11 protein-coding genes are annotated in these 12,628 nt (G+C 73.7%); 5 read left to right on the top strand and 6 right to left on the bottom strand.

Translation table 11 applies throughout. The features are described from left to right. Positions 1–482: 482 nt before the first annotated feature. From C593_RS0109520 to C593_RS0109510, 3 genes are all read left to right on the top strand, one after another. Positions 483–3,740: a sacsin N-terminal ATP-binding-like domain-containing protein gene (locus tag C593_RS0109520; RefSeq protein WP_018847067.1), complete on the top strand. Its 3,258-nt coding sequence runs from the start codon at positions 483–485 to the stop codon at positions 3,738–3,740. 493 nt (positions 3,741–4,233) lie between these two features. Then, complete coding sequence (locus tag C593_RS0109515; protein WP_018847066.1) at positions 4,234–4,605, top strand: RNHCP domain-containing protein; 372 nt, start codon at positions 4,234–4,236, stop codon at positions 4,603–4,605. A 27-nt stretch (positions 4,606–4,632) separates the two neighbouring features. Continuing rightward, the gene (locus C593_RS0109510) at positions 4,633–5,052 is read left to right on the top strand and encodes an RNHCP domain-containing protein (protein ID WP_018847065.1); all 420 of its coding nucleotides are present in this window, start codon (positions 4,633–4,635) and stop codon (positions 5,050–5,052) included. A 233-nt stretch (positions 5,053–5,285) separates the two neighbouring features. On the opposite strand, the gene C593_RS0109505 is transcribed toward C593_RS0109510, so the two are convergent. The 5 genes from C593_RS0109505 to C593_RS0109490 form a co-directional block, all read right to left on the bottom strand. Continuing rightward, entirely contained in the window at positions 5,286–5,672 is a 387-nt protein-coding gene (locus C593_RS0109505) for a PIN-like domain-containing protein (protein WP_018847064.1), read from the bottom strand. Beyond that, complete coding sequence (locus C593_RS0109500) at positions 5,662–6,318, bottom strand: DUF433 domain-containing protein (RefSeq protein WP_018847063.1); 657 nt, start codon at positions 6,316–6,318, stop codon at positions 5,662–5,664. The genes C593_RS0109505 and C593_RS0109500 overlap by 11 nt, the downstream gene beginning before the upstream one ends. Before the next feature lie 80 nt (positions 6,319–6,398). After that, complete coding sequence (locus tag C593_RS29235; protein WP_051093654.1) at positions 6,399–7,355, bottom strand: hypothetical protein; 957 nt, start codon at positions 7,353–7,355, stop codon at positions 6,399–6,401. A 288-nt stretch (positions 7,356–7,643) separates the two neighbouring features. After that, positions 7,644–7,778 (bottom strand): DUF397 domain-containing protein, encoded by a 135-nt coding sequence (locus C593_RS33655; RefSeq protein ID WP_486591105.1) that lies wholly within the window; start codon positions 7,776–7,778, stop codon positions 7,644–7,646. Beyond that, entirely contained in the window at positions 7,735–8,679 is a 945-nt protein-coding gene (locus tag C593_RS0109490; protein WP_018847061.1) for a Scr1 family TA system antitoxin-like transcriptional regulator, read from the bottom strand. The genes C593_RS33655 and C593_RS0109490 overlap by 44 nt, the downstream gene beginning before the upstream one ends. 155 nt (positions 8,680–8,834) lie before the next feature. Between C593_RS0109490 and C593_RS0109485 the strand changes: the two genes are divergently transcribed. Beyond that, a complete protein-coding gene (locus C593_RS0109485) occupies positions 8,835–9,341 on the top strand; it encodes an ATP-binding protein (protein WP_018847060.1) in 507 nt (168 codons plus the stop codon). A gap of 122 nt (positions 9,342–9,463) precedes the next feature. On the opposite strand, the gene C593_RS0109480 is transcribed toward C593_RS0109485, so the two are convergent. Next, complete coding sequence (locus C593_RS0109480) at positions 9,464–9,874, bottom strand: RidA family protein (RefSeq protein WP_051093653.1); 411 nt, start codon at positions 9,872–9,874, stop codon at positions 9,464–9,466. A gap of 238 nt (positions 9,875–10,112) precedes the next feature. On the opposite strand from C593_RS0109480, the gene C593_RS29230 reads away from it, so the two are divergent. Continuing rightward, on the top strand, positions 10,113–12,628 hold a 2,516-nt coding region (locus tag C593_RS29230), incomplete at its 3' end, for a FlgD immunoglobulin-like domain containing protein (RefSeq protein WP_158686811.1).

Here is a 12,628-nt window from a genome sequence, read left to right as displayed (position 1 = left end):
GGGGGAGCGCTTTTCAGCCTGTCCGGGCTGCGGTGGAGAGCGCGCCTTTCAGCCCGTCCGGCGTGTGAGGACACGGCCGTAGGCCGTGCTGCGACCGCCGGCCCGGGGCCGGGTTCGCGCCTCGTTCGCCGGCGGGAGGGGTCGGTGGCGGGTGTGCGTGCTTGCCGTCCGTGCGGGCGGCCGTTGTGGTCGGGCTTGGCGTGGAGCGCATGTCTTCTCAGCCCGTCCGGCGTTTGAGGACACGGCCGTAGGCCGTGCCGCGACCGCCGGTCCGCGGGCCGGGTTCGCGCCTCGATCGCCGGCGGGGCTGGGCAGCCGGCCTTGGCCCGGTCCGGGAAGGCGGGCGGCCGGGCCCGGCCCGGGCCCGCGAGGGCGGAAAGGGTGGGCGGCGGGGCGCGGCGTCGGCAGGACGCGGTACCTTCGCCACAGGCACACCCGCCCCACCCGGCCAGCCGAAACGCACAGCAGAGCGGAGTCGCAGCGTGAGCGTCCACACGACCGAAGGGGCCGACCCGTTCGGAACGGCGCGGCTGCGGCGCGGGGTGCTCGACTCCTGGTCCGCGAGCCCCGCCCGCTTCCGTGAGGACGCCAACGCCGAGGAGGACCTCGCCCTCGGCGGCTACCGCGACCGCCTCGTCGTCGAACTCGCCCAGAACGCGGCCGACGCCGCCGCCCGCGCCCGCGTCCCCGGCCGCCTCCGCCTCACCCTCCGCCCCGGCAGCGGCGACGACCCCACCGTCCTGGCCGCCGCCAACACCGGCGCCCCCCTCGACGCGGCCGGCGTCGAGTCCCTCAGCACCCTGCGCGCCAGCGCCAAACGCGAGGCCGCCGACGCGACGACCGCCGTCGGCCGCTTCGGCGTCGGCTTCGCCGCCGTCCTCGCCGTCAGCGACGAACCCGCCCTCGTCGGCCGCCACGGCGGCGTCCGCTGGTCGCTTCCCGAGGCCCGGGAACTGGCCCGGCAGACGGCCCAGGGCAGCCCCGGCCTCGGCGACGAACTCCGCCGCCGCGACGGCCACGTCCCCCTGCTCCGTCTCCCGCTGCCCGCCGAGGGCTCCGCGCCCGCCGGCTACGACACCGTCGTGGTGCTCCCGCTGCGCGACGGCGCCGCCGTCGACCTCGTCGAGCGCCTGCTCGCCGGGATCGACGACGCGCTGCTGCTCACCCTCCCCGGCCTCGCCGAGATCGTCGTCGAGACCCCCGACGGCGTCCGCGAGATCCGCCGCGTCCCCGACGACCGGCCCACCCCGGACGACCGCGGCGCGCCCGGGGTTTACGGCGCGCCCGAGGGCCACGGCGGCCCGTACGTCCGCATCGAGGACAGCGCCCGCGCCGACGCCCGCCGCTGGCGCGTCGTCCACCGCGGCGGGCCCGTCGAGCCCGCCCTCCTCGCGGACCGGCCCGTCGAGGAACGTCTGCGTCCGCACTGGTCCGTCACCTGGGCCGTGCCCGTCGACGCGGACGGCGCGCCCGCCCGTCCCGACACCGCGCCCGTCGTCCACGCGCCCACGCCCACCGACGAACCCCTGGGCGTGCCCGCCCTGTTGATCGCCAGCCTGCCGCTGGACCCGACCCGCCGGCACCCCGCGCCCGGTCCGCTGACCGACTTCCTCGTGGCGCGGGCGGCCGACGCGTACGCCGAACTCCTCGCCGCCTGGCGGCCGGTGACGACCGGCACGATCGACCTGGTGCCCGGCCCGCTCGGCAAGGGCGCGCTCGACGGCGCGCTGCGCGCCGCGATCCTGAACCGGCTCCCGCGCACCGCGTTCCTGGAGCCCGCCCTCCCCGCGACCCCGCCGGCCGACCTCGATCCCGACCCCGACCTCGCCCCCGAATCCGATTCGGACACCACCGGTCTGCCCGGCCGCGACGCCCCGCCCGCGCTGCGCCCCGTCGAGGCGGAGGTGCTGGAGGGCGCGGGCGCCGAGACCGTGCGAGTGCTCGCCGAGGTGCTGCCGAGCCTGCTGCCCGCCGGTCTGGAGCGCCGCGTCGAGCTGCGCACCCTCGGTGTCGCCCGCGTCCCGCTGACGGAGGCGATCGACCGGCTCGCCGGCCTCGAGCGCGCCCCCGACTGGTGGCGCCGGCTGTACGACAGCCTCGCGGGCACCGACCCCGACCGCCTGACCGGTCTGCCCGTCCCCCTCGCCGACGGCCGCACCACCATCGGCCCGCGCCAGACCCTCCTCCCCCTCGCCGACACCCCGGCGGACCTGGCCCGGCTCGGCCTGAAGGTCGTCCACCCCGACGCCGCCCACCCCCTCCTGGAGAAGCTCGGCGCCCTCCCCGCCACGCCCCGCGCCGTCCTGACCACCCCCCAGGTCCGGGCAGCCGTCGCCGCCTCGCTGGACGAGGGCGAGATCTGGGACGAGGACGCGGACACGCTGGACGCGGAGGAGCTGGCGGAGACGGTCCTCGCCCTCGTCCGGGACGCGGAGCTGGAGCCCGGCGACGAGCCCTGGCTCGGCGCCCTCGCCCTCCCCGACGAGGACGGCGAACTGGCCCCGGCAGGTGAACTGGTGCTGCCCGGCAGCGCGTTCGCCGCCGTGATGCGCGAGGACGAACTCGCCCTCTGCGACGCCGAACTGGCCGAGCGCTGGGGCGAACAGCCCCTCGCCGCCTGCGGGGTGCTCGCCGGCTTCACCCTCGTCCGCGCCACCGACGTCGTCCTCGACCCGGACGAACTGGAGCCCCGCGAGGGCGACTTCGCCGAACCGGACGACGTGGGACTGCTGGACGCGGTCGACGTCTGGTGCGAGGACGCTCTCGACCGGCTGCCCGAGAGCCCGCTCCCGCCGGTCGCCACCGAGATCGTCGCCGTCCGCGACCTGGACCTCGTGGACGACGACCGCTGGCCGCAGGCCCTCGCCCTGCTGGCGCGGCAGCCGCTGCGGGACGCGCTGACCCAGCCCGTGCGCGTCCTCCTCCCGGACGGCACCACCGAGTCCGTCCGCCCCTACACGGCCTGGTGGCTGCGCGACCACCCCGTCCTGGACGGCCGCCGCCCGGCCGGCCTGCGCGCGGCGGGCGCGGACCCGCTGCTGGACGGCCTGTACGAGGCGGCCGACACCACCGGATTCGAGGACGCCCAGGTCCTGCACGCCCTCGGGGTGCGCACCTCGGCCGCGGCCCTGCTGGACGAACCCGGCGGCGCGGCGGAACTCCTCTCCCGGCTGGCCGACCCGGACCGCCCGGTCCGCGCCGCCCAACTGCACGCCCTCTACACGGCCCTGGCCGAGCTGGACCCGGAGCAGGTGACCCTCCCGGACGAGCTGCGCGCGGTCGTCGACGGCGAACCGGTCGTGGTCGACGCGGCCGACGCGGTGGTGGCCGACACCCCCGACCTGCTGCCCCTCGCCGCCGGTCTGCCCCTGCTCCCGGTCGCCCCGTCCCGCGCGGCGGACCTGGCGGAGCTCCTCCAGGTCCGGCGCCTGAGCGAGGCGGTCACGGCGGAGGTGACCACCGAGGGTGAGGAGCACGAGGTCCCGGCCTCCGTCCGCACCCTGCTGGGCCCGGCCACCCCCGTGACCTACGTCGAGCACGACGAACTCCGCGTCGGCGACGTCGAGTTGGACTGGCGCCGCACCTCTGACGGCACCATCCACGCCGCCACCTTCGAGGGCGTCGCCGCCGGCCTCGCCTGGGCCGCCGGCCAGTGGCCCCGCCGCTTCGAGGTCGCCGCCCTCCTGGAGGACGCCTCCCGCACGGCGGAACTGGAACGGGACCGCTGGTTCGACGCGTGACGGCCGGCCGGGGGCATCGTGCCGATCGTTCGAGGGCGGGTGCGTGGGTGTCGTCCGTCCAGGCTCCTGACGCGCAAGTGGACCAGGGCGACGAGCGGGCGGTCGGTGAAGACCAGGGGAACGCGCCGAGGGTGTAGTCCCTGTCCTCGGCCCACTGAGCGGGCGCCTCGAACGGCGGCGTCGTTTAATGCGTTGACACCCCCGGAAGGCGACTTGTTAACCTGCAAAGGCCTTACTCGTTCTCGATTCGTCCTGGGCCTGAGAGTCCTGGAAAAGGGTGTGTTTATGTCCCGGCCCGCGCCGAGTGCGCCTCGCCGTACCGCGTAACCGTCCGCTGCCTTTGGCTGCCCGCTTTTCCGGGCGGCTGCCGGACGTGTTCTCCGGTGCTCCGATCCGCCTGTCCGCCGTTCTGAGGCGTTCTCGGGCTGCCGTCTGACGAGGCCACTCGGCCTGCTCTTGCTGTCGTGAACCGTTTCCAGCAAGGAGCACCCGGGTGTCCAGCCACACCACCCCCAACAACGACATTCTCGACCTCGGCACTTTCGCCTGCGCGTGGTGCGGACTGACCGTGTCCGCGTACGCCGCCGACGGCGCCCAGCGCGACCACTGCCCGTCCTGCCTGCACTCCCGGCATGTCGTCGACCGCGTCGAGGGCGGTCCGAGCGCCTGTGAGGGCCGGATGACCCCGATCGCCGTCGCCGTGCTCCGCACCGGTGACTGGATGGTGATCCACCGCTGCGTGCGCTGCGACGAACTCACCTCGACCCCGGTCCGCGCGGACGACAACCAGCTCGTCCTGATGCGCATGGCGGTCCGCCCACTGGCCCAACCACCTTTCCCGCTCGAAGCGTTCGGAACCCTCTGACCGCCCGTTCAGGAAAGGAGCACCGCCATGTCACGCCACAACCGCAGCGGTCGCGGCCGACGCCGGGCGCAACGGCACAAGGACGTACTGCACACCCAGGGGGGCCACCGGGCCAATGACTTCCGGTGCGCCTCCTGCCGGCTCGACGTGTCCCTGGACGCGCCCGGCACCGCGCACCGGAACCACTGCCCCAACTGCCTGGCCAGCCTGCACGTCGACCGGAAGGTCCCGGGCGACCGTGACGCGGACTGCCGTGGCCGGATGGAGGCGCTGGGCATGTCCGTCCGCAGCGACGGGGAGTGGATGATCATCCACCAGTGCGCCACCTGCGGCGAGCTCAGCGTCAACCGCATCGCCGGTGACGACAACCCGCTCGCCCTGGTCCGCCTCGCCCTGAGACCCCTCGCCGACCCGACGTACGCAGGCCGTGCCCTGCTCGCCCTCTGACAAGCACCACGAGTCCCACCACGGCCGCTTGCCCGCCACCGCCTCGCGGACGCGGTGTCAGGACCCTCCGCTCCCACGGGCGCGGAGGGGGCGGGGCGCTCCTGGCTCTGGACGTCGGTGATTCATCCGCGGGGCGGGGTGGGGCGGTTCTGCTGCGGCCCGACAACCCTACGTACAGCGGAAGTTGTCTCCTGGAGGCGAGGCCCCGCGTCTGCCCTGGTCGGAGCGCGGCCTCAGGGCCAGGTGCGATCGATGCGGTCCTGGCGAACGGCGTGCGCGGCGGGGCCGCCACGTGCGACAGCCGCGTGGATGGCATCTCGCCGGTCATGGAGGCGTTCGACCATGGCGAGGGTCCGGAGCTGCTGGTTGTCCAGGTAGAAGAGCACTGCCGAGCGCTCGCGGACGGGCTGGATTTCCCGGTCGCGCGTCTTGATCCTGCCGTCCTTGGACAGGGGGACCCAGGACCGCTCCAGGCCGTACATGATCCAGTCGGCGTCGGGGACGTCCTGGGCGTCAGAGTCGAAGACGTCCGCGATGCAGTGGATCGTCCAGCCGCGCGCCCTCAGTTCCTCGGCGACCCGGCGCCCGAGATTGCGGTCGAGGAAGAACTCAGGCGGCAAAGTGCACCACGGCGTCGCACAGGGCGGCGACCTGCTCCGGGGTCATGTCGTACTCATAGGCGATGTCCTCCACGGTCTCGCCCGCCTCCCACAGATCGGTGACGGCTCCGACCGGGACGCGGTTGGCCTCGATGACCGGGAGGCCCCGGCCGAACCGGGGGTCGATGACGACTGGTACGGAGTCCGGGTACTGGCGAAGGCGCAGGCTCGTGGGGAAGGCGTCGTCCGCGTCCCAGGACAGATAGCGCAGGTAGTCGGAGACGACCTCGTGGATGGGCGCCTGGCCGTCACGGGCCCGGCGGAGGTCCCCGAGGCCGTGCTCCACGAAGATGTCGACGCCATCGGTGGCGATGCGTTTGGAGACGAGGCCGTACGGCGTGCCGAAGGCCTCCCGGACAGCCGCCGCGGCTTCCTTGATCTCGCTCATCCGCAGGCCGTGGGTGCGGAGCGAACGCAGTACATGGGCCTCGGCGACCGCGATGAAGGGCACCGAGGGCTGGTTCCTGCGTACCGGCTCGACCTGGTGCACGAGGGGCGCGCCGGCGGCCGTGCCCTTGAGCCACGAGCTGAGCGTGGAAACGGGGATCTGAAGGTAGGAGGACGTCTCGATCGGGGTCAGCAACCCGTCCGTGAACCTGTCGATCATGTTCCACCTCTTCCTGGCACCGACGGGCCCAGCGTCGCACAACCAGCCTCCCCGACGGCTCGCGACGGCACACGCGCTGCTCAGCATGCCGCCTCCAGCACCCGCGCGGACTCCTCCGCTCCCGGCGGGCAGTCGCGGCAGCGGGCGCCCGGGTACGGGGCGCGGACGGCGCGCTCGCAGCCGTCGCAGGTCTGCCAGGGGAGGACGGGGGTGCCGGGGCCGGCCGGGGGAGAGGTGGCGGGCAGGGGCGGCGGGAGTTCGCGCAGGCGGTAGGCGAGGATCCGGGCCGGGCGGGCGCGGAGCGGGGCCGGGAGGCGGTCCGTGAGGTGGGCGGTGAGGTCCTCGGGGGCGACGCCGTGGGCGAGCCACTCGGCGACGGCCGGGGCGAGCGACTCCACCTCGCGGCGGGACAGGATCAGCCGGGGGTCGGCGAGACGCAGCGCCGCGAGGAGCGACGCGGCGCGGGGGTCCGGGCCGGGGTCCGGTTCGTGGGCCGGGCCGGGGTGCGGTTCGTGGGCCGGGCCCGGCGCAGGGGCGGCGGCTTCCGGGGCGGGGGCGGGAGCGGTTGGTGCCGGACCCTCCGGTGCCGGGCCCGGTATCGGCGCGGTCCGGCGGGGGCGCGACGGTCGTGGTGGCTGTGGTGGCTGTGGTGGCTGTGGCGGCGGGTCGGGCTCGGGCCCGGCGCCGCGCGGTGGCACGTCGTGGAACAGGGTGCGTGTGTGCAGCCGGCCGTCGCCGCCGCGTCCGACGAGCCGTTCCAGGTAGCCGTCCGCCTCCAGCTCCCGCAGCGCGCGGGCGATCAGGATCTCGCCCTCGGTGAAGTGCGCGCACAGGTCCTCGATGCGGATCCGCACCCCGTCCGGCAGGGACAGGATGTACGCCGCGACGCCGACCGTGACGGCGCTTCCCGTGCGCTGAGCGAGGCGGTTCGAGATCACCGTGAAGTCGGCGTCGAGCCGGGTGCGGACGTGGATCACCCCGGAACTCGGAGCTCCGGCGGGGGCGCGCAGGGGCGCGTTAGACTGCCGATCAGCCATCGGGAAGGTCTCGTCTTCCTGAGCGGTGAGGCCCTCGTTCGGGATTGCCGTCCCGGCGGGGGCCGTCATATGTCTGCGGTTGTTGCGGGGAACGTAACCGCCAACTCCCCACCCCTGCAAGCCGGTCACCCGTCCGGGTGACGCGGGAGGGGAGGGAGGGCGGGAAGGTTCTTTCCCCCAGGTTCTTTGGGGGATCCCGTGCCCCACCGCCCCCTGGCGAACCGGGCCCCGGAGGGACGTTGACGCCCGTCGGCCCACCGGCCCCGGGGCCACCGGGCCCCGGTCGGGTCAGCCCCGTCGCGGGGACTTGAGGGTGGCGACGAAGTCCGCCCACGCGGGGTCGGTGAAGGTGAGGGCAGGGCCGTGCGGGTTCTTGCTGTCACGGACCGGGACGTGGCCGGGGATGCCGTCCGCGACCTCGATGCAGTTGCCGCCCGCCTGGTTGCTGTAACTGCTCTTTCGCCAGGCGGCGTCGCGCGTGCCGGGAAGGGAGAGCGAGGTCACGGTAATCGTCCTCCAAGGCGGTTTGGATCAGGCTGAGGGACCTGCGCGGTGGCAGAGCGGCCTCCCGGAGCCGATCGTAGGTCAGTGCGAAGCGTTTGACGTCTTCGTTTTCCTCGAATAGCTGACCGTCGTACGCGCCTTCTGTGTAGGCGACTTCAGAGCCGTTAGGTAGCGTCAGGAGGGTCAGCGACCCGCCGAGCATGCCGTGCGCGCCGTGGTCGAAGGGGAGTACCAGGACCGTGATGTGCGGTTTGGTAGCTTCGCGCAGCAGACGGGTCAGCTGCGCTCGCATCACCTCCGGCTCGCCGATTGGCCGCCGCAGCACCGACTCGTCGAGGATCACCAGAAGCTCTGGCCGATCCGGGGCGGAAAGCCGCTCTTGGCGCTCCAGTCGGGCGGTCAGGCGTTCCCGTAACTGGACTTCGTCCTTGAGCGCGGGGTCGACCCCCAGCAGGGTGTGCGCGTACGCCTCCGTCTGGAGAAGGCCCGGAACCACGTGCGCGGTGTACTCACGGATCGCCGTCGCCCTGGCGGCGTGCGCCATGAACGTGCGCGACCAGTCCGGGAAGGACTCCCGGTGGACGTGCGGCCAGAGGTCGTTCAGCAGGCCGTCCGCTCCCAGCGCCGCGTCCAGGGCGCGGGCCAGTTCCAGCGTCGGCTTCGCGCCGGACGCGCGCTCGATCTGGGTGATGCGGGTGCTCACCACATGGACCAGCGCGCCCAGCTCCGCCTGTGTCAGCCCGGCCGCCAGGCGCAGGCGGCGGACCTGCGCGCCGAAGAGGGCCGCCATGGACTCCTCGGGCTCAACTGCTCTGGCCATGGGCTCACTTCCGTTCCTTACCGCTCGCGATGTAAGGCAGTCCGCCCTTCCGAGCGTAGGGCCGCCGGACCACTCTTGAACACGGAAAGTCACCATCCGCACACCAGTGGGTGGTGTCCGGGAGTGAGAGACCGAAGAGAACGGGACGGCGGAACGTGCTGAAGACCACGACGGACGGAGCGGCGGCGACGGCGAGTACGGGCGCGCGGGAACAGGACAGCCAGGTCGCGGAGTTCACCGCGATGTTCGGCTCCACGCGTCGGGGCGCGCGGCTCGCCCGCCGGGTCGCCGTCCGGCACCTGGCCGACTGGGGGCACCCCGCCGACTCCGACCTCTCCTCGACCGTCGCCCTGCTGGTTGCGGAACTGGCCGGCAACGCCGTGCGCCACGGGCACGTCCCCGGGCGGGACTTCCTGCTGCGGGTGCGCGCGGACGCCCGGCGCGGCCGGGTGCGCGTCGAGGTGTCCGACGCGTCCGACGAACTGCCCCCGGCCACCGCCACGACCCCGCCCGATGACGAGGTGTCCGGCCGGGGCCTGCTCCTGATCGACGCGCTGGCCGACCGCTGGGGCGCGGAGAAGCGGGACCCGGTGGGCAAGACCGTCTGGGCGGAGGTCGGGACGGAGGCCGATGGGGTGGAGGGCGGGGGAGACGCAAGCTAGCGGCGCGCGGTTGCCCGGTGCCGGCGGCTGTACGACCTGTCACCGCCGCCAGGGCGCGGGCCCGCAGCGGACGCCATCGTTCGCTCACCAGCAGCAGTGGCACGAGCCCCGCCCGTCGGACCTCAGTCGGGGAGTGCGACGGTGAGGTCAAGCTCCACGAGCTGGCCCGGGTAGCCGAGTTGGGCCACGCCCAGCAGCGTGCTCGCCGTGGTGAACGCGGGTGCGAGAGGGGACTCGCGGAAGATGCGCCAGGCGTTGGCGAGAACGCTGCCCCGGTCGCTGACCACGTAGATCACGGACCGCACGACGTGCTCCGGCCCGGCGCCCAGTTCGGCGAGCGCCGTCATGGAGTTGGCGGCGACCTGGCGGACCTGCGCGGTCACGTCCCCCTCGCCGATGAGGTCCCCGGTCACGTCCAGGGGGCACTGCCCGGCCAGATAGGCCGTCCGGCCCGTCTCCACGACGGTGATGTGGTGGTAGCCGGGGGTCTCGTGGAGGGTGTCGGGATTGATCCTGCGGATCGATGACGTCATGCCGGGCATGGTCGTCGGGGGCGGGTGGGTGCCGCAAGCGGATTGGGCGCCGGAGACGGGAGAGCCGACGGGCCGTTGGGCCGGGGACGGGTGGGCGACCGGGGGCGGGGGTGAAATCCAGCCGGAGGCCGTTGCTAGGATCCGCCTGATCTAGCCGGGAGGCGCAGGTCGGGCGGCCAGGGGGGCCGTGACCCGGCGAGCGCTCACATCCCCGGCCTGTCCCTGGGGAGGGAATCAGGTGCCACAACGCGCCCATGTCCGTCATGCCGCGGTAGCCGTCGTGGCGGCCGCGGCACTCGTCGCGCCACTGGCGCTGGTGGCGACACCCGCCGCCGCCGATCCGGCCGGCACGGTCGGTACCGCGGAGGCGCGGCAGGCCGGAAGCCTGTCCTTCCCGCTCAACCCGCGCAAGCAGCCCCGCACCGAGGAAGTGTGGAACGTCGGTCCGACCGGCTTCCTGCACGGCTCGGAGCGCCACAGCAGCATCAGCGGCCACGCCTCGGTGTGGACCGAGTACGCGACCGGCAAGAGCGTCGAACTCGTCAGCGAGGGCGGTGGCAGCGGCCCCGGCGCGGGGTACCCCGGCGCGGCAGGTGAGGGCTCCGACGTCGTCGCCTTCCAGGGCGTCGGCGGCGACAGCGAGAACGTCGACCTCAAGGACATGACGACCGGCAAGGTCACCCGCATCGAGGTCCCGGACGGGGACATCAACCAAGGGGTGTTCGGTTCCGCCGTCCTCGTCCAGGACTACAAGGGCGAGGACCCGGCGCGGGCGACGGGCTACTACCTGCTCCGTCCGCAGGGCGAGGAGGCCGTGGCCCGGACCGAGGTCACCGGTTGGCCCGAGGGCAGTGTCTTCACGAGCGTGCAGGTCCTCGGTGGTGACGCGGAGTCCGTGGTCCTCTCGTTCAGCACTACGCCCGACCAGTACGACGAGCCGGACCGGGTGGGTGTCGTCGACCTGGACACCGGTGGGCTGCGCTCCGTCGCGGGGCACTCGGCGCTCGGCCTCGCCCTGGATCCCGAGCACATCGGCTGGTGGGAGTACCGGGACCGCAAGCTCCACGTCCGGGACCGGGACGACCTCGACGCCGCCGCGCGCCTGGTCACCGTTCCCGAAGACCTCGACCCGCAGTACGCGATGTTCCTCGGCGGCGACTGGATGGTCGCGCCGCAGAAGGAATCGGGCGACTATTCGCTGGGCAGAGAGCTCGTCGCCTTCACCCTGGACGGCACCCGGCGCACGGTTCTGCTGGACAACGCGGACCGACACACCGACCAGTTCCCCGGGGGCGGAGCGTTCGCCCTGGGCGGCGACTCCGCCGAGGCGTGGTTCGCCCACCGGATCACCGTCGAGGACGGCGAGCCCGCGGTGCGCAAGCTGACCCGGATCGACCCCATGAACGCGAGGGCCGACGGAATCGCAGTGGCCGGCGGCTCGGTCACCACCGTGGAGAACACGGGTGTGAAGGCGGCCTCCGGCTTCTACCGCCGCGACCTCGCGCCCCTGGGTGAGCCGGAGACGGCCGGCGAGCCCACGTGGCTCGGCCGGGAGTCGGGCCGCTACGACTACACGAGCTGTGGGCAGCGCGCGTGCGAGTACGTCTTCGCCTCGGGCGACGGCCGGGTCGTCTACCCCGTGCGCTCCTCCCGCATCGAACTCGTCGCGCGAGGCGGCGGGGACGCGGTCTCCCGGGTGAACACCGGAGCGTTCGAGGGCCAGATCGTCGATGTCTTCGGTCGCTACGCGGCCTTCACCAGCGGCCGTCCCAGCTACCCGGGCGACCCTGACGTCGACGGCGAGCTGATCGTCGCCGACTTCGACGCGCCGGCCGGCTCCGGCATCGTGCTGCGCAAGCCGTACAGCGCGGCGACAATCTGGGGCAGCACGCTCTACACATCCACCGGTACGTCCGGTGAGGTCGAGCTGACCGACCTGGAGACGGGCAAGAAGACCGGCACACTCCAGACCGGCGCGACGTGCGCCATCGTGGACCTCCAGACGGCGGGACGCTGGCTCTCCTGGTCGTGCCCCGGCTTCGGCGCCTCCGGCGCAGTCGAACGGAAGACGGGGGCGAAGGTCACCTTGCCGAGGGGACAGGGTCTACTCGGCGACGGCTACTTCGTGAGCACCCCGTCCTGGAACTTCGCGGTCACCACCTTCCAGGACGGCACGCCGGAGACCCGCCACCTGGAGGAGCGGCCCGCCTGGAACGGCGGCCACGCCATGCGGCGCTACTCCTGGTCCGTCGACCGCTTCGGCGGCGGTCTCGCCTACCTGGACGACGAGCGCAACGGGAAGGTGCTCCCGAGCCCGGTGGCGCCTTCCGACCTCGCAGCCCTGCCGACCGGTGTGCCCGGCACCCTGACGACGGTCGACGGCGACTCCTGGCAGCCGCGCTGGCAGCTCTCCCGCCCGGCCTCCTCCTGGGAGCTGACGGTGCGCGACCAGGCGGGGAAGCAGGTGCACCGGGTCACCTCCGGCGCCACCCGCGGCCCCGTCCGCGCGGCCTGGGACGGCAAGGGCCCGGACGGCCGGACCGTCGCGGCAGGCGCGTACACCTGGACCCTGACCGTCGCCCCCGCCAACGGCGCGGGCCCGGCCGCGAAGGCGACGGGCACGCTGACCGTCACCGCGCCCCAGCCGCAGCTCACCGGCACGTTCGAGCCGGTGCAGCCGGCGCGGTTGATGGACACGCGCTCCGGTCTGGGTGCGCCGAAGGCGCAGGTGGGTCCGAAGAAGACGGTGACGCT

The sequence above is a fragment of the Streptomyces sp. CNT372 genome, from assembly GCF_000377145.1.
The sequence above is the reverse complement of the archived record's forward strand: the minus strand, read 5'-3'. Positions and strand labels throughout refer to the sequence as shown.

What these genes read in the sequence shown, in the direction of transcription:
- C593_RS0109510 (WP_018847065.1), top strand. Translation starts at nt 4,633, where the DNA reads ATGTCACGCCACAACCGCAGCGGTCGCGGCCGACGCCGGGCGCAACGG.
- C593_RS0109500 (WP_018847063.1), bottom strand. Translation starts at nt 6,318, where the DNA reads ATGATCGACAGGTTCACGGACGGGTTGCTGACCCCGATCGAGACGTCC.
- C593_RS29235 (WP_051093654.1), bottom strand. Translation starts at nt 7,355, where the DNA reads ATGGCTGATCGGCAGTCTAACGCGCCCCTGCGCGCCCCCGCCGGAGCT.
- C593_RS0109490 (WP_018847061.1), bottom strand. Translation starts at nt 8,679, where the DNA reads ATGGCCAGAGCAGTTGAGCCCGAGGAGTCCATGGCGGCCCTCTTCGGC.
- C593_RS0109480 (WP_051093653.1), bottom strand. Translation starts at nt 9,874, where the DNA reads ATGACGTCATCGATCCGCAGGATCAATCCCGACACCCTCCACGAGACC.